The sequence below is a fragment of the Vibrio sp. Vb2131 genome (assembly GCF_033338535.1).
GTDB classification, from domain to species: domain Bacteria; phylum Pseudomonadota; class Gammaproteobacteria; order Enterobacterales; family Vibrionaceae; genus Vibrio; species Vibrio alginolyticus.
On sequence record NZ_JAWOSW010000025.1, the window covers coordinates 15,717 to 40,207 of the forward strand.

The 24,491-nt window shown below is 46.8% G+C and carries 21 protein-coding genes; 12 read left to right on the forward strand and 9 right to left on the reverse strand.

Annotation, left to right across the window (positions count from 1 at the left end; translation table 11 throughout):
• Nucleotides 1–84: 84 nt before the first annotated feature.
• The 4 genes from rnr to trpS all read left to right on the forward strand — a co-directional run bounded on the left by rnr (nt 85) and on the right by trpS (nt 5,333).
• On the forward strand, nt 85–2,592 hold the full coding sequence (gene rnr, locus R7E38_RS20570; RefSeq protein ID WP_064368822.1) for a ribonuclease R: 2,508 nt from the start codon (nt 85–87) through the stop codon (nt 2,590–2,592).
• Nucleotides 2,593–2,659: 67 nt separating this feature from the next.
• Nucleotides 2,660–3,403 (forward strand): 23S rRNA (guanosine(2251)-2'-O)-methyltransferase RlmB, encoded by a 744-nt coding sequence (gene rlmB, locus R7E38_RS20575; protein ID WP_047103967.1) that lies wholly within the window; start codon nt 2,660–2,662, stop codon nt 3,401–3,403.
• 110 nt (nt 3,404–3,513) lie between these two features.
• The gene (locus R7E38_RS20580) at nt 3,514–4,200 is read left to right on the forward strand and encodes a phosphoglycolate phosphatase (protein WP_005382834.1); all 687 of its coding nucleotides are present in this window, start codon (nt 3,514–3,516) and stop codon (nt 4,198–4,200) included.
• A 116-nt stretch (nt 4,201–4,316) separates the two neighbouring features.
• A complete protein-coding gene (gene trpS / locus R7E38_RS20585; protein ID WP_005381398.1) occupies nt 4,317–5,333 on the forward strand; it encodes a tryptophan--tRNA ligase in 1,017 nt (338 codons plus the stop codon).
• 57 nt (nt 5,334–5,390) lie between these two features.
• Here the strand turns inward: trpS and R7E38_RS20590 are convergent, their stop codons facing one another.
• Nucleotides 5,391–5,765 carry a hypothetical protein gene (locus R7E38_RS20590; protein WP_005381401.1) on the reverse strand — a complete coding sequence of 125 codons (375 nt, stop codon included), beginning with the start codon at nt 5,763–5,765 and terminating at the stop codon, nt 5,391–5,393.
• Nucleotides 5,766–6,308: 543 nt separating this feature from the next.
• On the opposite strand from R7E38_RS20590, the gene R7E38_RS20595 reads away from it, so the two are divergent.
• On the forward strand, nt 6,309–9,263 hold the full coding sequence (locus R7E38_RS20595) for an ExeM/NucH family extracellular endonuclease (protein ID WP_226084120.1): 2,955 nt from the start codon (nt 6,309–6,311) through the stop codon (nt 9,261–9,263).
• Between the two features lie 167 nt (nt 9,264–9,430).
• On the forward strand, nt 9,431–10,345 hold the full coding sequence (locus R7E38_RS20600; protein WP_033907171.1) for a LysR family transcriptional regulator: 915 nt from the start codon (nt 9,431–9,433) through the stop codon (nt 10,343–10,345).
• Nucleotides 10,346–10,351: 6 nt separating this feature from the next.
• Here R7E38_RS20600 and R7E38_RS20605 read toward each other — a convergent pair whose 3' ends face one another.
• From R7E38_RS20605 to R7E38_RS20620, 4 genes are all read right to left on the reverse strand, one after another.
• Complete coding sequence (locus R7E38_RS20605; RefSeq protein ID WP_318082063.1) at nt 10,352–11,863, reverse strand: AbgT family transporter; 1,512 nt, start codon at nt 11,861–11,863, stop codon at nt 10,352–10,354.
• 52 nt (nt 11,864–11,915) lie between these two features.
• Complete coding sequence (locus R7E38_RS20610; RefSeq protein ID WP_005381411.1) at nt 11,916–13,088, reverse strand: M20 aminoacylase family protein; 1,173 nt, start codon at nt 13,086–13,088, stop codon at nt 11,916–11,918.
• A 147-nt stretch (nt 13,089–13,235) separates the two neighbouring features.
• Entirely contained in the window at nt 13,236–13,829 is a 594-nt protein-coding gene (locus R7E38_RS20615; protein WP_053350711.1) for an NADPH-dependent FMN reductase, read from the reverse strand.
• A gap of 39 nt (nt 13,830–13,868) precedes the next feature.
• Nucleotides 13,869–14,741, reverse strand: coding sequence for an EamA family transporter (locus R7E38_RS20620; protein ID WP_005381415.1), 873 nt, complete (start codon nt 14,739–14,741; stop codon nt 13,869–13,871).
• 122 nt (nt 14,742–14,863) lie between these two features.
• Between R7E38_RS20620 and R7E38_RS20625 the strand changes: the two genes are divergently transcribed.
• The 6 genes from R7E38_RS20625 (at nt 14,864) to R7E38_RS20650 (ending at nt 21,228) form a co-directional block, all read left to right on the forward strand.
• Nucleotides 14,864–15,343: a MarR family winged helix-turn-helix transcriptional regulator gene (locus R7E38_RS20625; RefSeq protein WP_005381417.1), complete on the forward strand. Its 480-nt coding sequence runs from the start codon at nt 14,864–14,866 to the stop codon at nt 15,341–15,343.
• A 69-nt stretch (nt 15,344–15,412) separates the two neighbouring features.
• The gene (locus tag R7E38_RS20630; RefSeq protein ID WP_053303043.1) at nt 15,413–16,000 is read left to right on the forward strand and encodes an aminodeoxychorismate/anthranilate synthase component II; all 588 of its coding nucleotides are present in this window, start codon (nt 15,413–15,415) and stop codon (nt 15,998–16,000) included.
• Nucleotides 16,001–16,361: 361 nt separating this feature from the next.
• Entirely contained in the window at nt 16,362–17,573 is a 1,212-nt protein-coding gene (locus R7E38_RS20635; RefSeq protein WP_005381420.1) for an aspartate aminotransferase family protein, read from the forward strand.
• A 109-nt stretch (nt 17,574–17,682) separates the two neighbouring features.
• A complete protein-coding gene (astA, locus tag R7E38_RS20640) occupies nt 17,683–18,702 on the forward strand; it encodes an arginine N-succinyltransferase (RefSeq protein ID WP_033907163.1) in 1,020 nt (339 codons plus the stop codon).
• 28 nt (nt 18,703–18,730) lie between these two features.
• Nucleotides 18,731–20,188 carry a succinylglutamate-semialdehyde dehydrogenase gene (astD, locus tag R7E38_RS20645; protein WP_226084121.1) on the forward strand — a complete coding sequence of 486 codons (1,458 nt, stop codon included), beginning with the start codon at nt 18,731–18,733 and terminating at the stop codon, nt 20,186–20,188.
• Between the two features lie 248 nt (nt 20,189–20,436).
• Nucleotides 20,437–21,228 (forward strand): DUF1338 domain-containing protein, encoded by a 792-nt coding sequence (locus tag R7E38_RS20650; protein ID WP_042523639.1) that lies wholly within the window; start codon nt 20,437–20,439, stop codon nt 21,226–21,228.
• A 136-nt stretch (nt 21,229–21,364) separates the two neighbouring features.
• Here the strand turns inward: R7E38_RS20650 and crp are convergent, their stop codons facing one another.
• The 4 genes from crp to R7E38_RS20670 all read right to left on the reverse strand — a co-directional run bounded on the left by crp (nt 21,365) and on the right by R7E38_RS20670 (nt 24,486).
• Entirely contained in the window at nt 21,365–21,997 is a 633-nt protein-coding gene (gene crp / locus R7E38_RS20655; protein ID WP_005381432.1) for a cAMP-activated global transcriptional regulator CRP, read from the reverse strand.
• Between the two features lie 240 nt (nt 21,998–22,237).
• A complete protein-coding gene (locus tag R7E38_RS20660; protein ID WP_005381434.1) occupies nt 22,238–23,107 on the reverse strand; it encodes a phosphoribulokinase in 870 nt (289 codons plus the stop codon).
• Nucleotides 23,108–23,232: 125 nt separating this feature from the next.
• Entirely contained in the window at nt 23,233–23,445 is a 213-nt protein-coding gene (locus R7E38_RS20665; protein ID WP_005382815.1) for a YheU family protein, read from the reverse strand.
• Between the two features lie 33 nt (nt 23,446–23,478).
• Nucleotides 23,479–24,486 (reverse strand): hydrolase, encoded by a 1,008-nt coding sequence (locus tag R7E38_RS20670; protein WP_033907159.1) that lies wholly within the window; start codon nt 24,484–24,486, stop codon nt 23,479–23,481.
• Nucleotides 24,487–24,491: the final 5 nt, after the last annotated feature.

Below are 24,491 nucleotides of genomic sequence, written 5' to 3' on the forward strand. Positions count from 1 at the left end.
ATTCTTTTTTCAAAGCAATTCTGTAGCTTATCGAGAGACTCAGATATACTAGCCATATACCTTCCTTGCTAGATAGGCGTGCCTATGTCAGACAATATTCCAAACGATCCTTTTGCAGATCGTGAATCCAAAAATTACGAAAATCCAATTCCAAGCCGAGAGTTTATCATCGAGTTTCTAGAGCAAGCGGGCGTTCCAATGAATCGTAACGACTTGTTTGAGGCACTAAAGCTTGAGGGCGAAGAGCAATACGAAGGGTTGCGTCGTCGGCTACGTGCGATGGAGCGAGATGGCCAACTGGTGTTTACCCGCCGTCAGTGCTATGCATTGCCTGAAAAACTTGAAATGGTGAAAGGTTACGTGATTGGTCATCGTGATGGCCATGGTTGGGTACGTCCAGAAGGCAGCGTCGGCAAGGATGATGATATTCTGTTACCGCACCATCAGATGAAGAACATCATCCACGGTGATTTTGTCTTAGTGCAACCGACAGACAACAGCAAGCGCGGCCGCCGTGAAGGACGTTTGGTGCGTGTGCTAGAGGAGCGCAATGATCAAATCGTTGGTCGTTTCTTCCTTGAATATGGATACTCCTATGTTGTCCCAGATGACTCGCGTATCAGCCAAGATATCCTGATCCCAAATGAGCACAAAGCGGGTGCACGCATGGGTAACGTAGTCGTAATTGAAATTACTGATCGTGGCTCACGCTCACGCGGCATGATGGGTAAAGTGGTTGAAGTCCTTGGTGAAAACATGGCACCAGGTATGGAAACACAAATTGCGATTCGTACACACCAAATCCCTCACGAATGGCCAGAAGCCGTCGATAAACAAATCGAAAACTTAGGCGAAGAAGTACCAGAAGAAGCGAAAGTTGGTCGTGTGGATCTACGTGATTTGCCACTAGTGACCATTGACGGCGAAGACGCACGAGACTTTGATGATGCCGTTTACTGTGAAAAGAACAAAGAAGGTGGTTGGCGTTTATGGGTAGCGATTGCTGACGTCAGTTACTACGTTCGTCCTGACTCTGCGTTGGACAAAGAAGCGATCAATCGTGGTAACTCAGTATATTTCCCTTCGCAAGTTGTGCCAATGTTGCCAGAAGTACTGTCGAACGGTCTATGTTCGCTTAACCCGCAAGTAGATCGCTTGTGTATGGTGTGCGAAATGACCATTTCCGATACAGGTAAGCTGTCTGGTTACAAGCATTACGAGGCGGTGATGAACTCGCACGCTCGTCTCACATATAGCAAAGTGAGCGCGATTCTAGAAGGGGATGAAGAACTACGTGAGCGCTACCAGCCGCTTGTTTCTCATCTAGAAGAGTTGCACAAGATGTACAAAGTGCTGAAAGAAGCACGAGATCAACGCGGTGCAATCGAATTTGAAACCGTTGAAACCAAATTTATTTTCAATGCGGAACGTAAAATCGAAAGCATTGAGCCAGTAATTCGTAATGACGCGCATAAGATCATCGAAGAATGTATGATTTTAGCCAACATTGCTTCGGCATCGCTGGTAGAAAAAGCGAAAGAGCCCGCGCTTTATCGTATCCACGAATCTCCAGGTGAATTACGCCTGCAAGGTTTCCGTGACTTCTTAAGTGAACTTGGTCTTGAGCTAAAAGGTGGTTTAGAGCCTTCACCAACGGACTATGCTGATCTCGCACGTCAAATCTCCGGGCGTCAAGATCAAGAGTTGATTCAGACCATGCTGCTACGCTCAATGAAGCAAGCGGTATACAACGCAGATAACGCGGGGCACTTTGGGTTGGCATTGAAACGCTATGCGCACTTTACGTCGCCAATTCGTCGTTACCCTGACTTGTTACTTCACCGTGCAATCAAGTATCTGATTGCTAAAGAAGAAGGTCGTAATCAAGATCGCTGGACACCAACAGGTGGCTATCATTACTCGTTTGACGACATGGATTTTTACGGCGAACAATGTTCGATGACAGAGCGCCGTGCTGATGATGCAACACGTGATGTTGCGGATTGGCTGAAGTGTGAATATATGCAAGACCACGTCGGTGACGAACTAGACGGTGTTATCGCTAATGTCACTAGCTTTGGCTTCTTTGTACGTTTAACGGATTTGCACATCGATGGTTTGGTACATATTTCTACCCTTGCGAACGACTACTATCAATTTGACCCGATTGGTCAACGACTTATTGGTGAAAGTTTCGGTAACATCTACCGCTTAGGTGATGCAGTAAAAGTAAAAGTACTGGCTGTTAACCTCGATGACAAGCAAATTGACTTTGAATTGGTCGAAACAAGTCGTAAGCTACGCGGCGAAGGTAAGACTGCGAAGAAACGCGCAGCGGAAGCAAAACGCAAAGCGAAAGATAAAAAACGCGCTGCGACTCGCTCTTCATCGAAAGAAGGTGGCGCGGCTCGTGCAATTCCTGCGATAGAGCCAACTAAACGCCCAGAAGAAACGGGCGCAACGAGTAAGCGTAATGGCCCAAAACGTGGTGACGCCGAAGGCAACGAGAAGCCTAAAGTGAAAAAAGCACGTAAAAAGAAGCCGCACAGTAAGCCGAAGAAAACCAAGCGCACTAAAAAAGAAGCGCAGTAGGTTGAAGCGCCAACTTAGTTCAAACTCGGTTGGCGCAGGCAATACGACCAGAACAACAGGTTAAACAATGAGTAACGAATTTATCTACGGCATTCACGCAGTGAAGGCGGTATTGGAGCGCGAACCAGAGCGTTTTATCGAGGCGTACGTTTTAAAAGGTCGTCAAGATGATCGCCTAATGCCAATCCTAAATGATCTTCAGGTTTGTGGTGTTTCTATTCAGCAGATGACACGTAAAACCTTGGATGACAAAGCACGCGGTGCAAATCACCAAGGCATCATCGCTCGTGTGAAACCAGCGAAGCAGCTGAATGAGAACGATATTGATGACATCCTTGCAAAGCACGAATCACCACTGCTCTTAGTGTTAGACGGCGTGACCGATCCACACAATCTTGGTGCGTGTTTACGTAACGCAGATGCGGCAGGTGCTGCGGCGATCATCGTACCGAAAGATCGTTCTGCGCCAATGAATGCGACGGTAAGTAAAGTCGCTTGTGGTGCAGCTGAAGTCGTACCATTGATCCGAGTGACTAACTTGGCTCGTACTATGCGTACATTGCAAGAGAAAGGCATCTGGTTTGTTGGTACTGCGGGTGAAGCAACGCACGACATCTACCAAGCCAAACTGACTGGACCTCTTGCTATCGTAATGGGGGCTGAAGGTGACGGTATGCGTCGTCTGACTCGTGAAACCTGCGACGATTTGATTAAGATCCCAATGGCTGGTAGCGTTTCAAGCTTGAACGTATCTGTGGCATCCGGCATCTGTTTGTTTGAGGCAGTTCGTCAGCGTATTGCTGCAAAGTAACGACGAAACAAACAGTTACTGTAGAATCAGACATAATGATAAAAACAAAGGATGGGGTGCCATCCTTTGTCGTTTTCACCGATTTATAAATAAAAATCCTCAGGGAAGTTATGACTCAACAAGACATTAAATTCATCGCCTTCGATCTAGATGGTACTTTGCTTGATAGCGTGCCAGATCTAGCTGTCGCGGCAGACCAAGCAGTACAGGCGCTTGGCTTTCCATCGGTTTCAGAAGAACAAGTTCGTGATTATGTGGGTAACGGCGCAGACGTGCTTATTGGTCGCTCATTAAGCCAAAGCCTGACCATCAACCCAGAGCTGAGTGAAGAGCTTCGTGCTAAAGCGCGTGTATTGTTTGATGACTACTACGAGCAAAGCGGTCACAAGCTAAGTCATCTTTACCCAACGGTAAAAGAGACACTAGCAGAGCTGCACAAAGCGGGCTTTGTTATGGCGTTGGTGACTAACAAACCTTCAAAGTTTGTGCCTGACGTTTTGGAAAAGCACGACATCGCAAAATACTTCGTTGATGTCCTTGGCGGTGATGCATTCCCAGAGAAAAAACCAAACCCAGTAGCATTGAACTGGTTGATGGAAAAGCACCAAATCCAACCAAGTGAAATGCTGATGGTTGGCGACTCGAAAAACGACATTCTCGCAGCAAAGAATGCAGGCTGTGCCTCATTTGGTCTGACATATGGTTACAACCACGGTGAACCTATTTCAGCATCAAATCCAGATTTCGTCGCTGACAGTTTGGCAGAATTATTGGACGTTGTAGCGGTTTCTGCATAACGGCTACAAAAGAGCTTCCAAAATACTCGTTAATGAGTACACTGAGTAAACCGTGCACCTATTACTGCACGGTTTTTTTCATTTAATTAGATTAAGAAGTCAAAGGAATCATTCTAATGAGCAAACCCATTGTATTGAGTGGTGTTCAACCTTCAGGTGAACTAAGTATCGGTAACTACTTGGGTGCTCTACGTCAATGGCAGCAGATGCAAGACGATTATGATTGCCAATATTGTGTGGTAGACCTTCACGCGATTACGGTTCGTCAGGACCCTAAAGCGCTGCATGAAGCAACTCTAGACGCACTGGCAATTTGTCTGGCAGTTGGTGTTGACCCGAAGAAGAGCACGCTATTTGTTCAGTCACATGTACCAGAGCATGCTCAATTAGGTTGGCTTCTTAACTGCTACACTCAAATGGGTGAGCTGAGCCGTATGACTCAGTTTAAAGACAAATCGGCACGTTACGCGAATGACGTAAACGTCGGTCTATTTGACTACCCGGTGTTGATGGCGGCTGACATTTTGCTTTACGGTGCACACCAAGTACCTGTAGGCAGTGACCAGAAGCAACATCTAGAATTAGCGCGCGATATCGCAACGCGTTTCAACAATATTTACTCGCCAGAGCAGCCAATCTTCCAAGTTCCAGAGCCTTACATTCCGACAGTAAATGCGCGTGTAATGAGCCTTCAAGACGCAACGAAGAAGATGTCTAAATCTGATGACAACCGTAAGAACGTTATCACGCTGCTGGAAGAGCCTAAGTCGATCCTTAAGAAGATCAACAAAGCGCAAACCGATACCGAAACGCCACCAAGTATCCGTCATGATATCGAGAACAAGGCGGGCATTGCTAACCTAATGGGTCTGTACTCTGCGGCGACAGGCATGAGCTTCGAAGAGATTGAAGCGAAGTACCAAGGCGTAGAAATGTATGGCCCATTTAAGAAAGATGTTGGTGAGGCAGTTGTAGCAATGCTTGAGCCAATTCAAGCAGAATATCACCGTATTCGCGCTGATCGTGCTTACATGGACGAGGTAATGCAGCAAGGCGCTGAGAAAGCCTCGGCACGAGCGGCTGAAACGCTTAAGAAAGCATACGAAGCAGTAGGTTTTGTAGCTCGCCCATAGTTGCTAAGAACGAATACGAAAAAGCTCCACTTTGGTGGAGCTTTTTTTATGCCTGTATTACTGAAATGGTGTGTCTTTCATACAGCGTTCCATGTCGTAATATTCAACACGTCCTCGAGCCCCTAGAAAGGCAGACTTCACAACCATGCCTCTATCAATGAAGTAACTAAGCTGTACGCATGATATATCGTAGCTGAGTTCTTTAATTCTCGCTGGAATCCAGTAGGTTCCTGGCGTTCTTAGACGCTGAGTAAAGGTAATAACACCCTCGTCACTGACTTCTAGCTCTTCAATACCATCCAGTTCATTTTTGGCTGATTCGATGATGTCTTGATTCGCCGTAGGTTGAAGTGGCTCACTGGCGGTCAACTGACACCCCGCTATCAAGCCAAGTAGGGAGAGAGCTAGCACACTGCGTTGAATTTTTTTCATTTGTCGTTCCTGGGTTTACAGCTAATGAGATCTTATTGTCTCGCGCAGGTGTTATATCTTTTGTGTATGTTTTTGGCTAGTGAGTAATGAAAAGTTATTGAATAAATCATGAAAACTTTGAAGTATGAGGGGCCTGTATAAGAGAGAACGAAGCGAGTAATAGATTCTTGGGCTTGAACAGTGATACAAGTGAAAATTAAAGCATTCTAAATTAGTGACTAATTATATTTTTTATTTGTAACGGAACGGTTGGGTTAATAAGCAACTCAACAAGTGATGTATTTTCTACTCCTTAACATGAAGTGAAAAAGTAAACTGAGTAATCAATCTAAATTCTGACTTGTTTATCAATAGCGCTCTGTATTTATTACAAAAAATGTTTGAATGGGATGCTCTGGCATATTTTCTTATATTCACATGTGATTCATTTCACGGCTTTAATTACTCATTCTTATTTATTTCATAAATAAACCTGATAGTAGACGCAAATGGCAGGCTCTAACCAGAGCTAAGTTTGCATTTACATAAATATCAGGTATGACAATGGACACGTTAATCAAACCCTCAATACTCGCATTAACCATCGCCAGTGCACTTAGTGCAAACGCGAACGCAGAGATTATTATTTCCCAATACGTAGAAGGCGGCGCTTATAATAAAGCGGTAGAGATCGCTAATACGGGTGATACTGCGGTGACACTCACTGGCTACGAGTTGGCGAAATCATCAAACGGTGGTGGTACTTGGGGCAGCACATTCGACCTTAGCCAAGTGACGATACAAGCTAACCAAGTGTATGTACTGGCGCATGGTGACGCGAGCGATGCCATCAAAGCTGTCGCCGATATCACAGATAAAAGCGTTGCGAACTTTAACGGTGACGACCCGATCGCACTGCTTAAAGATGGTGAAGTGCACGACATCATCGGTATGATGGGTGACGTAGATTTTGGTAAAGACACCACATTAGTTCGTAACAGTGATGCACTAACCCCTTCTGCTACTTATGATGCATCTCAGTGGACGGCATTTGAGAAAGACAACATTGACGGCCTTGGTGAGCTAAATGCGACTGAGCCACCAGCACCATTCGCTTGTGAAGTCGACGGTCAGCAACCTAACTTCACTACCATCCAAGATATTCAAGGTGAAGGCGATACGTCTCCATTCATTGATGGTTACCCATACATTACTGACGAAGATCATTTCGTAACTGGTGTCGTGACTGCTGTTACCACTGGCCTAACCAAAGGTTTCTACCTACAAGCATTAGAAAGCGACAACAACGACAAGACCTCAGAAGGCTTGTTCATTCATACCGACGCGGCGGACACGGCGCTGAAAGCTGGTGATGTTGTTTGTGTGAAAGGTAAAGTTCAAGAGTATTACAGCAATACTCAGCTTGCTTCTGATGCTAACAGCTATGTGAAAACAGGCACCTCTGAAACCCCTCGAGTTACCGATCTTGTTATCAAAGAAGGTGAGACACTACGTGATGCGCTTGAGCGTCATGAAGGGATGCAAGTTGAGTTAACCTCGGCAAGTGACTTGTTTGTAACTCGAAACTTCTCTTACGACTACGATTCACGTCGTAACAATATGATGCTCTCTCATGAAGCGCCATTGTTAAAGCCGACTCAATTACACGCGGCAGAGAGCGATGCAGCCGTTGAGCTAGCAAAAGACAACGCAGCGAACCGCGTATACTTAGAATCAGATGGCAAAGCACCAAACGGACAAATCCCATACTACCCAGATTTTGCTAAAGATGCAGACCAAGATGGCTCTTCAGAGCAGCACATTCGCCTTGGTTCTCGAGTAGAAGGTCTTCAGGGTGTCGTGGCTTACAGCTACAACGAATACCGCCTGATTGCGACCAATGAAGTCGATAACACCAACTTTGTGACTTCAGGTGAAGGCTTCGATGTGGCTCGTAAAGATGCCCCAGCGATTGCGGACTCAGATTTGCGTATTGCAAGCTTCAACGTACTGAACTACTTCAACTCCGTGGCTGACAGTGGTCATGAAAACCCAACCGGACAAAACCGCGGTGCGACTAATCTAGACGAATTCCTGATCCAGCAAGCGAAAATCGTTGCGGCGATGAACAAGATGGACGCAGACGTTATTGGTTTGATGGAAGTGGAAAACAACGGCTTTGGTGACGGCAGTGCTATCCAAAACTTAGTTGATGCCCTAAATGCTGAGATTGATGACGCTGAAGATCATTACACGTATGTCGAAATCGAAGAGCAAGACAAATACCAAGACGAATACTTTGGCAGTGATGCGATCATGGTGGCGATTTTATATCGTGCTAACGCAGTAACGCCAAAAGACGCTGCAAAAGTGATCATCACGCCAGAGCAGCACATTGCAGAAAACACAATTACTCGTAAAGAGGGCACAGAAAGTAACCCTGCTTACGATAAGTACCAACGCCACAGTCTACTTCAGACCTTTACGGTGAAAGAGACGGGTGAAGATTTGTCTATTGTCGTAAACCACTTTAAGTCGAAAGGCTCTGAGTGTATTGAAGAGTGGATTGCCGGTGTAGAAGATTCTGAGCCAGCGGATCTGCAAGGCAACTGTAACAACTTCCGCGTTTCTGCTGCGCACGCAGTGGGTGAAGCGTTGAAAGAGGTGAAAGGCGATGTATTGCTCATGGGCGACCTCAATGCTTATGGCATGGAAGACCCACTTCTGACACTGACTGATTACTCGAAAGAGAAATACGGCCGTGACATTTATACTGCTGCTTACACAACCATTGGTGATGGTGAACTTCAAGTAGAGAAGACCAAAATTGAAAAAGGTTACGGTCTGCACAATTTAAACACGTTGCTGCACGGCACTGATACGTTTTCTTACACCTATTCGGGCGAGCTGGGTAATTTGGACCACGCATTGGCAAGCAGTAGCCTAGCGCAAAAAGTGGTAGCAATTGAAGATTGGCACATCAACTCACTAGAGAGTAACTTGTTCGAATACAGCAGCAAGTACACAGGTGATATGCCGAAGTACAAAGATGCGTTCTCTGCCTCTGACCACGATCCAGTGATCATCGCGATTGATTTACCAGATGATGACATCGATTTACCTAAAGCAGGTGACAACTTAGCCGTCGATGTCCGTTTACCACCAACGGCGGTTGTGGGCGATATTGTTACGGTGAACTTAACGCCATCCACACAAGCGGCTGCGGCAAGCAGCGATACGAAAGCTTACTCGGCTAGCCAAACTTTAGTTCAAGCTGATATTGATGCGCGTAGCGTGAATATTGAGTTTGAACAAACGCCAGAGCAAGGTAATTATCAGTTAGAAGAGAAAGTGACTGACTCGACAGGTAATATCGTGAAGTTTAGCTCTGTTCGTGATGTTTCAATGACGCAAACTGAAGCTGGAACAGAAGGGTCGAAGGATTCAGATGGTGGTTCGTTTGGTTTTGGTGCTCTATTTGCGCTGCTAGGTCTCGGCTTATTCCGTCGTCGCCGCTAAGCGAATTTACTTCCTGACAAACAGTTCCTAAATAGCTGTAAAGACCAAAGGCCAGCCTATGCTGGCCTTTATGTTCAGAAAAAATATAGAAATGGATAATCATATTGACGTATTAGTTATCAAGTTTGGGTATACTTTTTCAGCAGAGCAAAGGGTGAGACTACTAAATGGACATTAGCTATCGTCAGCTCAAAGCTTTTATCGCCTTGGCTGAGGAACAAAATTTTACTTATGCCGCTGAAAAGGTGCACATCACCCAGTCTGCGTTGAGCCAGATGATGAAAAAGCTGACCCAGCAACTTGCCAGCGAACTCTATCAGCGCCAAGGCAGGAAAATCATCCTCACCGAAGCGGGCGAGCAGTTGTATCAGGAAGCGCGATTTATCGTTAATCGCTTGGATAAACTAGTTCAGCAAAACAAAGACCGCCAGCACGGCTACAACAAGTCGCTGGTGGTTTCGTCGCTATATACGTTGTGTGCATCCTTAGCGCCGAAAACCCTCAATGACCTGAAAAAGCGCTATCCAGATTTTACTTTTCGCTTAATTGAAGAACGGGTTGATGACATTACCCATTCAGTACTACAAGGGCAGGCAGACATCGGCATCAACACCAATCCGAATCACCCAGAATTGAACTTTGATTTACTGTTTCGCGATTACCTGTGCTTTGTTTGCCGGCAAGACCATCCGCTCGCCGAGCATAAGCAAGTCAGTTGGGAACAAGCGCATCAATACGCGTCGATTGGTGTCAGCCCTGGGAACAGTTTACGCACACTTGCTGACGAAGCGTTTCAACGCATTGGTTTAACCTATGATCCGGAGTTGAGCGCTTCGCATACCTCAACACTATTAGGGATGATTTCCAGCGGACTAGGTTCGACGATTCTGTCTTCCACTATCGGTGAGTTGAGCAACAACGTGGAAGTTCGCTTTATTCCGATTGTTCAACCGGTTCAGTACCGCTCAGTAGGGCTCATTACACGTAAAGAAACTCATCGAGAGTTAGTCGATGAGTTCAGTTTGATTTTGAAAAAGCATGTCAGCGACTGGGGCTTTGCTGAGTTTATCCCCAGTCGTTAAGCGACGTTACATTGGCCCGACGGGTAAACCTGTCAGCATGTAAATCAGGAATAGCCCGCCCCAAACACTAAATAGCACCAGAGCGTATGGCACCATCATCGCGAGGAAAGTACCAAATTTCACTTGCGGGTTATATTTGGCGATCAGCGCCAGTACCATCGGAATATATGGATTGGTCGGTGAAATGATGTTGGTGGTGGAGTCGGCAATACGGTAGCCCATTTGCGTAATTTGCGGGTCTACGCCAAGTAACATAAAGAGTGGGATAAATACCGGGGCCATGATCGCCCATTGCGCCGAACCACTAAACACAATCATGTTCATCACGCCAGCAAGCATCATAAACAGCGCCATCATCGCCAGCTTTGGCATCTCGACAGACGAAATCCATTCCGCACCATTCACCGCAATAAAGATAGCTAAATTAGACCACTTAAACCAAGCAATGAACTGGGCAATCACAAATACCAAGACAATGTAGCCGCCAACGCCCTTGAGCGCTTTGGACACCAAGTCAGGAATATCACTGGCTTGTTTGATCGTACCCGCTTTGACGCCGTAAACCACCGCATTCATAAAGAAGAATGCCATGATGATCGGGATAATCCCTTTTAGGAAAGGTGAAGGTACCAAACCGCCGTCTGCATTACGCAGAGGTGAATCGGCTGGCAGCAGGGCGGCCAAAAGCAAAGCGATAAACACCAAAGACGCTGCTCCAGCCCATTTCAACGCACTCTTTTGCTTAGTGGTAATTTCAAAAGACGGTTCACTATCGGCGTGGTTGGTTGTCACTTTATGCGCGAATTTAGGCTCGATGTATTTGTCGGTGATGAGCGTCCCTGTGACGACTAAAATCGGAACGGAAAGCAACATAAAGTACCAGTTTGCTGCCGGGCTAACTTCGACGTGTTCAACGATGGCAGACGCTTCGGTTGAAATACCGGAAAGTAATACATCGGTGCCAGCAATAAATAGGTTGGCGGTAAACCCAGCCGCGACCGCGACAAAACCTGCGGCGATGCCGACAATTGGGTTGCGGTTGGTTGCCGCAAAAATCAGACCTGCGAGAGGGGGAACCAAAATGAACGCAGCGTCTGAGGCGAGGTTACCGATGATACCAGTGACGAAAATCGACGCGGTGACAAACTGACGCGGCGCGTTGAGCAATGATTGTTTGATTGCACTGTCGGCCAAGCCTACTTCTTGCAATAGCCCCACCGCTAGCATCATACATAAGACCAATCCGAGTGGTTTAAACGAGACGAAGTTATTCACCGTCGATTGCAGGATGTAAACCAGACCTTCACCACTGATTAGGCTCTTAACGTGCACTACTTCACCCGTAGATGGATGGGTCACGCCGCCGCCAATAAACGAGAATAGGCAAGAGAGCAGCATGACGCTGAGGCACAGGAAGATAAACAAATAGAAGGGATGAGGGACTTTATCGCCCAGTCGCTCAATGCGGTCGATCATTGACGCGCCTGAACTCGATTTTTGCGTAATTGCAGTCGACATTGTTAGAACACTCCTTTGTGTAAAAAGGGGAGTCACTTCCCCTCATTTGTTGTTATTGCTGTTCAATCAAATTGATAAAGTAAGCGGCGCCAATCGGCAGCAGCCGATCGTTAAAGTCGTAGGCTTTGTTGTGCAGGCCAACGCTGCATCCTTGCTCCTCAGTGCCGTTGCCGATAAAGCCGTAGCAACCCGGTACTTTGTTGAGGAAAAAGGCGAAGTCTTCGCTGGTTAGCATAGCTTCACAGCTTGGGTTAACGCGCTCAGCTCCAACGGTTTGAGCCGCTGCGTCGATCGCTCGCCGAGTTTCGTTTTCGGTGTTAACCGTCGGTGGGTGAGAAATTGGTCCGAGTTTAAATTCTGCTTGCATCCCGTGCGCCTTGGCGCTGTGAGCTACTAGTTGCTCGAGTCGTTCAACCAAGCTATCTCGTGTTTGTTGAGACAAAGTACGGAACGTACCGCTCATATGAGCTTGGTCGGCGATGGCGTTGGTTGTTTCTCCACAATGCAGCTGTGTGACCGAAACCACTAGTGGATCAAACGGGTCGTAGTTGCGGCTGACCATGCCTTGAATACCTTGGTAAATATGGGTCGCGACAAGTAATGGATCTTGGGTTGTGTGTGGTAAGCCAGCATGACCACTTTTTCCGTCGACAGTGACAAACAGACGGTCAGAGCTCGCCATTATTGGCCCCGTCTTAAATGCGAAATGCCCTTCAGGAATGCCCGGCATATTGTGCAGAGCGTAGCATTCGTCGATCGGGAAGCGCTCTAACACGCCGTCGGTGATCATGGTCTCGGCGCCACCGCGACCTTCTTCTGCCGGTTGGAATATCAGCACCGCTTTGCCTGCAAAGTTACGCGACTGGGCCAAGTAGCGCGCAGCGAGTAACAACATAGTGGTGTGACCGTCATGGCCACAAGCGTGCATTTTACCGTCGTGGCACGAACGGTGGGCAAATGTGTTGGCTTCATGGATGGGTAGCGCGTCCATGTCGGCGCGAAGACCGATGCTCTTTCCGTCCCCGAGCGAGCCGTGAATCACACCCACCACGCCCGTTTTGGCGAAATCAGTACAGATTTCATCGACGCCGTACTTTTCGAGCTCGGCAACCACTAACGCTTGAGTGTTATTTTCTTCAAAACCTAATTCTGGTTGTTTATGAATGGCATGACGGAGACTAATCGCGTCGGCTAACCAAGGTTCTAAGACTTCAATAATGTTCATACATCTCCCCTTTAATTGAGAATGATTTAACACTATTGAAACAATTCAAACAAACCGGATTACTACTGAAACTATTAGCGTTGCTAATAGTTGCTTGGAGAGAGGTTAAACTAAACGCCGCCCAATACTGAGCGGCTTAAATGACGATTACATCCCGTAGGTGAATGGTTTACCAAGCGGCAGCATGTCCTGATGCACTGGTGCTAATGCGCTCGCGTAACAGCTGAGCAGTTTCAAGGTGTATTGGGTGCGAGCGACAAAATCACTGTCATCGCTATTCGCATCTTGATCGATGAGTTTATCGCTGTTGCGCACAATGAGGTGGTCAGGCAAAAAGCACACGTGGTTATTTTTGCTGCCGGTCATGCGCAATTCGCTGATCGGGTAAACACCGTTGATACTCACGCTGACACTCACCAATAGTGCTGGTTTATGTGCCAGTTCGTTTGCTGTCGTCAGCAATAGGAAGTTTTTCAGCGCAGGGGTTGCCATCCCGTGCCATTCCGGTGTGATAAAGACAAACGCGTCAGACTCTTGCAGTTTTTGCGCGATTGGTGTCCAAACATCCCACTCTTGGATACCTTGCCAAACGCCTTCATTCCAAAATGGCAGGTTCAGTTCATGCAGGTCGAGGATCTCCACTTGGTCGAATTCTTGCAAACCGTGCTGTTTGAGAAAACGAGCTACGTTGAGACTTTGTGAATTTGCCCTTTGGCTGCCAGAGACAATCGTTAGTTTCATAATCATTTCCTTTTGAATTTTATATCTTGTTTATTGGAGTTATGCATTTGCAGCTTTAGGACTATGGGAGGCCAAAAAGATCGAAACCAGTATTGCTCCTGCACCTAACAATTGCAGTGGTGTGAGTATTTCATCTAAAAATACGTAGCCCAACACGCTCGCCGAGACGCTACTCAGAAATCCTAGAAACGCGACGTTTGTTGCAGGAAGACGCTCGATTCCTTTAAACCACAGTGCGTAAGCGAGTACCGCGCCCACTATGGTTAGGTAGCTGTATCCGGCCAAGTTTTTTAGCGAAATGGTCTCCGGTAGACCTTCAAACCATAGCGCTGCAGGTAATAAAAGGATGCCTCCGACGAGGAGTTGCCAGCCAGTGAACGCCAATGTCGACATATTCTCCGGACGTCCCCAGTATTTGGTGAGCACCACGCCACTTGCCATGCTTAATGTACCTAGTACCGCCAGAACAATTCCTTGCGCGCTGATCTGCACCGTTTCGTTGATGACGATAAGCGCTACACCAAGCACCCCGAAGATTGCTGCGATGCAGTGGCTCAAGGCGATCTTACTTTTTAATACCAGCCCACTGAGTAGCATCACGATGATCGGTTGGCTCGACATGACCAATGCCGCCGTTCCTCCGGGCAGGTAGCTCGCCGCAAAAAATAAACAGTAGAAAAACAGCCCGATGTTGAGCGTTCCAAGGCAAGCGAGTTTTCCCCACCATTGCTGGTTCGGAAAGCAGCGTGTATACGCGATGAGCAGTAATCCTGCAGGCAGTGCGCGTATCGCAGAAGCGAGCAGGGGACTGTCTGCGGGTAGCAACTCAGTAGTGACGATATAGGTGCTGCCCCAAACGGTGGGAGCAATCGCGGTGAGCAGTATTGCTTGAATCCTTTCTGCGCTGGTCATAATAACTCCTGTAAAAGTATCTTTTGTGAAAGATTGTTTTTTAAAAGTAATGGTGTTTTTTCTTTTGGTCAAGTATCTTTTTGAAAAGATTTTTAGTTAGTGATGATCGTGAGGATGATGTAATGGACGGTGTAGATAAGATTCTTCAGCAGTGGCAGCAAGCACGACCTGACTTAGATTGTTCTTCGATGGGCGTGGTTGGGCGAATTCGTCGCGCGGCAAACTTCTGGGAACAGGCCCATGGCCAAGTGTGCGGTGATGCTGGGATCAGCGCGATTGAGTTCGATATTCTGGCGACGTTAAGACGTAGCGTCGAACCCGTCACTCCGACAACGTTGTACAAAACGTTGATGATTTCGTCTGGTGCGGTAAGTACCCGATTAGAAGGCCTAGTACAAAAAGGTTGGGTGCACCGCGTAGCGAGCGAAAGCGACCGCAGAAGTAATCGAGTGACATTGACGGAAGACGGTGTTGCCTTTTTAGATCAGGTGCTTGAAGCGCATGTCGCGAGCATGGAACAGCACTTAACTTGTCTCGACTCTGAAGAAAGAAATGCGTTGGAAAGCCTGCTGAGTAAGTTCCTGCAAGCCGAGGTGGAATAACTGATCGTACTTGCGTTTAGATAAAAAGGCGGCACAATACTCGCTTTCAGGTTTCCACGATGTAGTCCCATGCTGTTAATTATCGATAATTATGATTCGTTTACCTACAACCTTTACCAATACTTCTGCGAGCTTGGTGCAGACGTAAAGGTGGTGCGTAACGATGAAATCGATATCCAAGGCATTGAGGCGCTCAACCCAACTCATTTGGTGATCTCGCCAGGGCCATGTACGCCGAACGAAGCAGGTATTTCACTGAAAGCGATAGAACACTTCGCTGGTAAGCTTCCAATATTGGGTGTTTGTCTTGGCCATCAAGCGATAGCGCAAGTGTTTGGGGGCGAAGTGGTACGTGCACGACAAGTGATGCACGGTAAGACCTCACCAATTCGTCACAACGGTCGTAGTGTGTTTAAAAATCTGAATAACCCACTCACGGTAACCCGTTATCACTCTCTTGTGGTGAAAAACGGTACTTTACCCGACGTGTTTGAACTGACTGCATGGACAGAACTGCCTGACGGAAGCATGGATGAAATAATGGGTTACCAACATAAAACCTTGCCAATTGATGCGGTGCAATTCCACCCAGAATCAATCAAAACTGAGCAAGGTCACGAGTTGCTTGCGAACTTTTTAGCACGCAAAGCGATCTGATCGCGATCACTTTTCTTAACAAATCATTCATCTTTTTGCTGAGGTGAGCGGATTGCAAAACTATGCGATTCTCTCGAGTCTCTTTGTCTATTCATGTCTTTTTAAACCTTCTATCCCCTGTATTACATAACATTTATAAAAAATCACTTCTCTATTTTACTTTCTTGATGCATAAATAGTCATAAGCAGTGATTAATGGAAGTTACTTTCGAGAACGAAAAGAATAAATCACTATTGAAATGGTTAATTAAATGTAAATACAATGCCGCAATAGCTTAAATGCAAAACATTATTTGCTGGCAAAGAGAGCCGGTTAAATTCGCTTATCTGCTACGCATGCGGTATCAAGAAGGAATGTGCAATGACAACGGAAATTAAAGTAGAGCGCGGTTTATTCGATGAGGTAATGGTACCTTGCTATAACCCGATGGAAATGATCCCTGTTAAAGGTGAAGGTTCACGTGTTTGGGATCAGGAAGGTAATGAATACATCGACTTTGCTGGTGGTATTGCAGTGAGCTGTCTTGGCCATTGTCATCCAGTAATGGTAAACGCACTAACAGAGCAAGCTAACAAGCTTTGGCACTTAAGTAACGTTATGACGAACGAACCAGCCCTTCGTCTGGCGAAAAAGCTAACAGAAGTGAGTTTTGCTGAGCGAGTGTTCTTTGCTAACTCTGGCGCAGAAGCAAACGAAGCCGCTTTGAAGCTGGCACGTCGTTATGCAGCAGACGTTCATGGCACTGAGAAATCTGAAATCATTGCATTCAAACAAGGTTTCCACGGTCGTACATTCTTTACCGTAACGGTTGGTGGCCAAGCGGCATACTCTGACGGTTTCGGTCCTAAGCCAGGCGACGTGACACACCTTCCTTACAACGATATCGAAGCTTTACAAGCGCACATGTCTGATCGTACTTGTGCGGTCATGATGGAGCCACTACAAGGTGAAGGCGGCATCGTGCCACCAACGCCTGAGTTCGCTCAAGCGGTTCGCGAGCTGTGTGACAAACACAACGCCTTACTGATCTTCGATGAAGTGCAAACTGGTAATGGCCGTACAGGTAACTTCTACGCTTACCAAGGTTTAGGTATCACGCCAGATATTCTAAGTACTGCGAAATCACTTGGTGGCGGTTTCCCAATCGGTGCAATGCTAACGACAGCAAAATTGGCAGAGCACATGAAAGTGGGCACTCACGGTTCTACATATGGCGGTAACCCACTAGCGTGTGCGGTTGCAGAAGCGGTTGTAAATGAAGTTACTAAGCCAGAGGTGTTGGCTGGTGTGCTAGAACGCGAAGCAATGTTCCGTGAAGGCCTAGAGAAGATCAACGCGAAGTACAACATCTTCTCAGAAGTGCGCGGTCAAGGCCTATTACTTGGCGCTGCACTAAATGAAGAATGGCAAGGCCGTGCGCGTGACGTGCTGGTTGCTGCAGGTAAACAAGGTCTCATGGTATTGGTTGCGGGTGCCAATGTCGTACGTTTCACACCATCACTCGTTATCACACAACAAGAAATTGAAGAAGGCTTGGCGAAACTGGATAAAGCGATCGCGACTTTAGTTTAAGCGCGATATCAGTTTAAACGTCAACGCAGACACCCCCGTCAAGGATCTCTGATGGGGGAATTGTTCCTACAATATAGTTAGGATCTTCTTGCATCTGGAGGGAGTATTGATGCTAGTAGTTCGCCCTATCGCGATGTCGGATTACGACGCACTGCACACTTGTGCGGTGGAGTCTGGTCACGGATTTACATCTCTACCGGTTAACGAAGAACTGTTAACCAATCGAATCAAACATTCAGAGTACAGCTTTGGTAAGTCAGATGTGGCAGAACCAGGCGATGAAGGCTACCTGATGGTTGGCTTTGACTCTGAAACGGGTGAGGTTGCGGGTACCACCGGAATCGAAGCATCTATCGGCTGGGATGTCCCATTTTACTCATATCACATTAGTAAAGTTGTGCACTCGTCGCCAAAGCTTGGCGTTAACAACGTTGTTAAACTGCTTACTTTTGGTAATAACTACACGGGTAACAGCGAAATTTGTACCTTGTTCTTGCGTGAGAAATTCCGCCAAGGTCTGAATGGTCGTCTAATGTCGAAGTGTCGTTTCCTAATGATGGCTGAACACCCAGAGCGCTTCTCTGAAACGATCTTTGCGGAGATGCGTGGCGTTTCAGACGACGAGGGTAATTCACCATTCTGGCAATGGCTTCAAGAGCATTTCTTCTCTATCGATTTCACGCTTGCAGATTACCTGACAGGTATCGGCAAGAAAGGCTTTATCGCCGACTTGATGCCGAAACTGCCTATTTACATCAATCTGCTCAGCCCAGAAGCGCAAGCCGTGATTGGTCAAGTACATGACAACACGCGTCCAGCGCTGAAGCTGCTTGAGCGTGAAGGTTTTACCAACCGAGGCTACGTCGACATCTTCGATGGTGGCCCAACGGTTGAGTGTGATCTGCGTAATATTGAGTCGGTACGTCATTCATTCCGCGCGCAAGTCAAAATCTCTGAACATTCCAGCACACAAGACTTCTTGATGTGTAATTCATCTTTCGAGAACTTCCGTGCGACAGTCACTAAGGCGGCGTATGACGCAGAGACACAGAGCGTAATGATCGCACCAGACGTTGCGGATGCACTTTCGGTTGAAGAAGGGGATTTCGTTCGCCTTCTTCCGCAGTAACAGACGACAGAATTTAAGGATAGAAACAATGACACATTGGATTGCAGGTGAATGGGTACAAGGTCAGGGTGAAGCATTTACGTCTCTGTCGCCGTACAACCAAGAAGTGATCTGGCAAGGCAAAGGTGCAACGGCAGAGCAGGTGAACCAGGCGGTATCTGCAGCGCGTAAAGCGTTTATTGACTGGAAAAAGCGCCCATTTTCAGAGCGTGAGGCAATCGTGTTGGCTTTTGCGGAGAAAGTAAAAGAGAACAGCGAAAAAATCGCCGAAGTCATTGCCAAAGAAACCGGTAAGCCAATTTGGGAAACGCGCACTGAAGCAGCGGCAATGGCAGGTAAAATTGCCATTTCGATTCGCGCTTATCATGACCGCACTGGTGAGGCGAGCCGTGAAGCAGCAGGCAACCAAATCGTATTGCGCCACCGCCCATTGGGCGTGATGGCGGTGTTTGGTCCTTACAACTTCCCAGGCCACCTACCAAATGGTCACATTGTACCTGCGCTACTGGCTGGTAACACGGTAGTCTTCAAACCGTCTGAGCAAACGCCATGGACGGGTGAATTGGCAATGAAGTTATGGGAAGAAGCCGGTCTGCCGAAAGGCGTGATTAACCTTGTTCAAGGCGCGAAAGAAACTGGTATCGCCCTAGCTGACGCAAAAGGCATTGATGGCGTACTGTTTACGGGTAGCGCGAATACGGGGCATGTATTACACCGTCAATTTGCGGGTCAACCGGGCAAGATGCTCGCACTAGAAATGGGGGGTAATAACCCGATGGTGATCTCTGATAAATATGGTGATTTGGATGCCACGGTTTATACCATCATCCAGTCAGCGTTTATCAGTGCTGGGCAGCGTTGTACGTGTGCTCGTCGTTTGTATGTGCCATTGGGTGAAAAAGGTGATGCGCTTATCACCAAGCTCGTTGAAGCGACACGCAATATTCGCGTAGACCAACCATTTGCAGAACCTGCGCCATTTATGGGACCGCAAATATCGGTCGCGGCAGCCAAGTTTATTCTTGATGCACAAGCTAACCTACAGTCTCTTGGCGGTGAAAGCTTAATTGAAGCGAAAGCAGGAGAGGCGGCATTTGTTTCTCCAGGCATCATTGATGTAACGAACATTGCTGAGTTACCAGATGAAGAGTACTTCGGCCCACTTCTGCAAGTGGTGCGCTACGAAGGATTAGACAAAGCCGTGGCGCTAGCAAACGATACGCGCTTTGGCTTATCTGCTGGTTTGGTTTCAACCGACGACCAAGAATGGGAATACTTCGTTGACCACATTCGTGCAGGTATCGTGAACCGTAACCGCCAGCTCACTGGTGCAAGCGGTGATGCGCCATTTGGTGGTCCGGGGGCGTCGGGTAACTTGCGCCCAAGCGCTTACTACGCAGCAGATTACTGTGCGTACCCAATGGCATCAATGGAAGGTCAAGAAACTGTCTTGCCTGCAACATTGAGTCCAGGTGTAGCGCTATAAGTTTTAATTATAGAGTCGCAACTATGCATTGCGGCTCACCTTGCCGGCGCATCATTTAGGTATGGGTTGTAGTGAGCGTTGGCAGAACACGAAAAGTGAGCAAAGACTCGGAAAAGCGTGTTGACTGACTGGCATTTACCGTCACAGGTTGATGGTTGCTCGTTCATTATTCTGGACAACTTTTGTTGTGAACGAGCAGCCAACTTCCGCTTACCTTTAAACTCTACATCTCGTAACAAGGAGTCGTTATGACGCCCGATGTGTTATTTGAATCGCTATGGCAAGATTACATTCAACGTCTTTGCCCTTCGGCTGCTAAAGTGCATCAGCTGCTTCAAGAAGATGAGCCTCTGATTAATGATCATATAGCTTTACGTACCTTCAATATCGCGCCTCTTGGTATTGAAACTCTAGCTAAGCCATTTGTAGCTATTGGTTACAAGGCTTGTGGTGATTACGTTTTCGAAAGCAAAAAGCTGGTTGCTAAGCACTATGAGCACCCAGATCCGAAGCAACCTAAAGTATTTATTAGTGAGCTAAAAGTTGAAGAGTGCTCACCTGAGCTACAAGAAATTGTGAAAAATTTGGTGGCACAAGTCGATGCTGACAAACTGAACGATAGCGCATTCTTACATGGTGGACGCTTGTGGGATTTAAGCTTTGCTGATTACCAAACATTGGCTAAAGAAAGTGAGTACGCATCTTGGCTTGCGGCGCATGGTTACGGAGCAAACCACTTCACGGTGAGCGTTAACCAGCTCAATGAATATGAAGAAGTGAAGCAGGTAAACGATCATCTGCGTACCGCTGGGTTTACCATTAATGAAAATGGTGGTGAAGTGAAGGGTACTCCTGAGGTGTTGCTAGAGCAGTCATCGACCATGGCAGATAAAGTAGCGGTTCGTTTTAGCGAAGGCACTGAAATTATCCCTGGCGGGTTTTATGAATTTGCTAAGCGCTATCCGATGGAAAATGGTGATTTGTACCCAGGTTTCGTGGCCGCTTCAGCGGACAAAATCTTTGAAAGTACGAATGGCTAAGTTTTAGGGTTAACCTGTTAAGCTTACTCATTAGTGTTCGCTGCACCCTATCTCATTTGGTCATGAGTAAATAAAAAGCCACCAATGTTGCCATTGGTGGCTTTTATAATTTTGTTCGTGTCACTCTAGTTCGAGATTAACGAGTACCGTAAACCACGATGGTTTTACCGTGAGCAGAGATTAGGTTCTGCTCTTCTAGCATCTTCAAGATACGACCTACTGTCTCACGAGAACAGCCAACAATTTGACCGATTTCTTGACGAGTGATCTTGATTTGCATGCCGTCTGGGTGAGTCATTGCGTCTGGTTGTTTTGCAAGGTTCAGAAGCGTCTGAGCGATACGACCAGTTACGTCTAGGAACGCCAGGTCACCCACTTTTTGGCTAGTTACTTGAAGACGACGAGCCATCTGCGCAGAAAGACGCATTAGGATGTCTGGGTTTACTTGGATAAGCTGACGGAACTTCTTGAAAGAAATTTCAGCAACTTCACAAGGAGATTTAGCACGAACCCAAGCTGTGCGCTCTTGGTCTTCCTCGAATAGACCAAGTTCACCAATAAAGTCTCCTTGGTTTAGGTAAGAAAGGATCATCTCCTTACCTTCTTCGTCTTTGATAAGAACCGCAACAGAACCTTTAACGATGTAGTACAAAGTTTCTGCCTTTTCGCCCGCGTGAATTAGCGTGCTCTTTGAAGGGTACTTATGAATATGACAGTGTGAAAGAAACCACTCTAATGTTGGGTCGGTTTGAGGTTTACCTAGAACCATAATATCTCACTTCCTCTGCAGGGTACGCTTGCGCTATCCATATTTTAGCTAAGCCTGAATTAGGCCTACTAGAATAAGAGCACTTTTTATATGCTGCAAGCTCTCTTGTGTTTCGGTAAGAAATAGTATCCTTTTTCGAAAACGATTTCTTGATTTTAATCGTGCCATGATTGAGATTTTGTAAGCAAAACTGTGCACATGATCACGGTATGAAAAGTAAACATCTTCGCAGGCAGGTTTTTAGCCAATTTTCCCTGTTTCGATGAGCTGTTGTAGGATAGGCCGAACTATGAGCTCCATTGCAAAGCTCATCTTACCGCCGGGTACGACAATCGTGTTGTGGCGTGACATGAATGAGCCATCAATCATGGCCAGCAGATATGGGAAGTCGACATTCTTGATACCGCGTAGGCGAATCACCACAAAACTCTCATCCAAACTAGGGATGCCTTTTGCATTAAGTGGGTTGGAAGTATCAACGGTCGGTACGCGCTGGAAGTTGATGTGAGTACGAGAAAACTGCGGAGTGATATAGTTGAGGTAATCGTCCATTGATCGCACGATTGAGTCCATTACCGCTTCACGCGAATGGCCGCGATCGCGAGTGTCACGTACGAATTTTTGTATCCACTCTAAGTTCACAATCGGCACCATGCCGATTAAGAAATCCACATGTTGAGCAACATTAACATCGCCATCGACCACGCCACCATGTAACCCTTCATAAAACAGAACGTCGCTGTTTTCGGGTAAGTCTTGCCACGGTGTAAACGTGCCTGGCATTTGATTGTAGGGAACCGCTTCGTCAAACGTGTGCAGATAACGGCGCACGCTGCCAGTGCCGTCATGCCCGAACTTACGGAAAAACTCTTCTAATCCCGGGAAGTCATTAGCTTGTGGGCCAAAGTAGCTAATGTGTCGACCTTGCTCGCGGGCTTTGCGAATTTCGATGTCCATTTCTGGGCGAGTAAAGCGATGGAAGCTATCGCCTTCAACCCATGCGGGTTTAACGTTCATCATATTGAACATTTTACGGAAGGCTTCAGATGTAGTGGTCGTGCCGGCACCGGACGAACCAGTAACCGCAATAATTGGGTGTTTAGCTGACATGACAAACCTTGTCGAAAATTACTTACCTGTAATGTGCAGTAGAGTTACTACTGCACGGTCGATATCCCACTATAGCACGTAACAATACCTTGTCATCGAGTGGGATACGGTAAAATGTGAAGGGTCTAAAATTTTGTTTTATGCTGAATATCGACGGTTTCGTGTAGCTCAGAGAACACGATAACCGCTTCACCTTTTTCCAATTGAGCTTTAACTTGATCAATTTTGTCTTGCAAAGAAACCTCGACGGTTCCGTAATCCGTTCCTTCGCGTAAGACGAATTCACGAATTAAGTTTTCCAATGTTTCCGGCGCAATGTCTTGCCATGGAATGATCATAAATACCTCTAACTTTTATGATGAGCGGCTAGTTTACTGCGTTCGTTGCTTGGATACAGCAGAAAGGTAATCTGCGGCGATACTTTCGTAATACGCGGGCAGCGCTTCCTCCAACCAAAACTTAGGTTTTAACGCCGTTCCTGTCAGGAAACCAACATGGCCACCGTGTTCAAAGAGACGGTAATCAATGTTATCTGGCAGAACAAACTTCGGGATCACATCGTCGGTCATGAACGGATCGTCTTTGGCATGGATGATCAGTGTGGGTAGCGTGATTTGCTGTAGTTTACTTAAGCCAGAGCATTGGTCGTAATAATCTTGTGCGTCTTTGAAGCCATGCAATGGTGCGGTAATCAAATCATCGAATTCATACAATCGTGTGACACGTTTTATTGAGTTGTAGGACAGCGCAAGCTCGCCATGCAGTAGATGATGCTTTTGTAACGCGTTACGTTTCAGTGAAGAAAGCAGATAACGGCGATACACTTTTGAAAAGCCTTGTTCTATACGGTTTGCACACGCCGCTAGGTCTAAAGGCGCTGAGATAATAGTCGCTGCATTCAAAATAGGGTGATCTTTATATTGGGCTAAATAATTCGCCAACATGTTACCGCCAAGAGAAATACCAACTGCAACTTTGGGATTATCAGGAAAACGTTGTTCAAGGTGCTCTAGGAAGTAACGAGCATCCGTCACTTCACCCGAGTGGTAAGCTCGTGCTTTTTTGTTTGGTTTACCGCTGCAGCCACGAAAATGCATCATCACCGACAGCCATCCAGATTGAGCAAATGCATTCATTAACCCATTGGCATAAGGGCTATAGAAGCACCCCTCTAATCCATGAAATAAAACAAAAATCGGCTTTTTTTGTGCAGGCTCTTGGGTTGGGTCCTCGCTCCACGCGAGATCGAGAAAGTCGCCATCGGATGTATCGAGGGTTTGCCAAATCGGCGTAAATAACGCTTTTTTGCGAATAAAACGCGGCAAAAGAGTTTGGAGATGCGGGTTTTTGATCCCGGCGGCTGCGAAAAATTGTGTCATACCTA

Bases quoted from the DNA above. Each gene is read 5' to 3' on its own strand.
- rnr (WP_064368822.1), top strand. From the start codon at position 85: ATGTCAGACAATATTCCAAACGATCCTTTTGCAGATCGTGAATCCAAA.
- rlmB (WP_047103967.1), top strand. From the start codon at position 2,660: ATGAGTAACGAATTTATCTACGGCATTCACGCAGTGAAGGCGGTATTG.
- R7E38_RS20580 (WP_005382834.1), top strand. From the start codon at position 3,514: ATGACTCAACAAGACATTAAATTCATCGCCTTCGATCTAGATGGTACT.
- trpS (WP_005381398.1), top strand. From the start codon at position 4,317: ATGAGCAAACCCATTGTATTGAGTGGTGTTCAACCTTCAGGTGAACTA.
- R7E38_RS20590 (WP_005381401.1), bottom strand. From the start codon at position 5,765: ATGAAAAAAATTCAACGCAGTGTGCTAGCTCTCTCCCTACTTGGCTTG.
- R7E38_RS20595 (WP_226084120.1), top strand. From the start codon at position 6,309: ATGGACACGTTAATCAAACCCTCAATACTCGCATTAACCATCGCCAGT.
- R7E38_RS20600 (WP_033907171.1), top strand. From the start codon at position 9,431: ATGGACATTAGCTATCGTCAGCTCAAAGCTTTTATCGCCTTGGCTGAG.
- R7E38_RS20605 (WP_318082063.1), bottom strand. From the start codon at position 11,863: ATGTCGACTGCAATTACGCAAAAATCGAGTTCAGGCGCGTCAATGATC.
- R7E38_RS20610 (WP_005381411.1), bottom strand. From the start codon at position 13,088: ATGAACATTATTGAAGTCTTAGAACCTTGGTTAGCCGACGCGATTAGT.
- R7E38_RS20615 (WP_053350711.1), bottom strand. From the start codon at position 13,829: ATGAAACTAACGATTGTCTCTGGCAGCCAAAGGGCAAATTCACAAAGT.
- R7E38_RS20620 (WP_005381415.1), bottom strand. From the start codon at position 14,741: ATGACCAGCGCAGAAAGGATTCAAGCAATACTGCTCACCGCGATTGCT.
- R7E38_RS20625 (WP_005381417.1), top strand. From the start codon at position 14,864: ATGGACGGTGTAGATAAGATTCTTCAGCAGTGGCAGCAAGCACGACCT.
- R7E38_RS20630 (WP_053303043.1), top strand. From the start codon at position 15,413: ATGCTGTTAATTATCGATAATTATGATTCGTTTACCTACAACCTTTAC.
- R7E38_RS20635 (WP_005381420.1), top strand. From the start codon at position 16,362: ATGACAACGGAAATTAAAGTAGAGCGCGGTTTATTCGATGAGGTAATG.
- astA (WP_033907163.1), top strand. From the start codon at position 17,683: ATGCTAGTAGTTCGCCCTATCGCGATGTCGGATTACGACGCACTGCAC.
- astD (WP_226084121.1), top strand. From the start codon at position 18,731: ATGACACATTGGATTGCAGGTGAATGGGTACAAGGTCAGGGTGAAGCA.
- R7E38_RS20650 (WP_042523639.1), top strand. From the start codon at position 20,437: ATGACGCCCGATGTGTTATTTGAATCGCTATGGCAAGATTACATTCAA.
- crp (WP_005381432.1), bottom strand. From the start codon at position 21,997: ATGGTTCTAGGTAAACCTCAAACCGACCCAACATTAGAGTGGTTTCTT.
- R7E38_RS20660 (WP_005381434.1), bottom strand. From the start codon at position 23,107: ATGTCAGCTAAACACCCAATTATTGCGGTTACTGGTTCGTCCGGTGCC.
- R7E38_RS20665 (WP_005382815.1), bottom strand. From the start codon at position 23,445: ATGATCATTCCATGGCAAGACATTGCGCCGGAAACATTGGAAAACTTA.
- R7E38_RS20670 (WP_033907159.1), bottom strand. From the start codon at position 24,486: ATGACACAATTTTTCGCAGCCGCCGGGATCAAAAACCCGCATCTCCAA.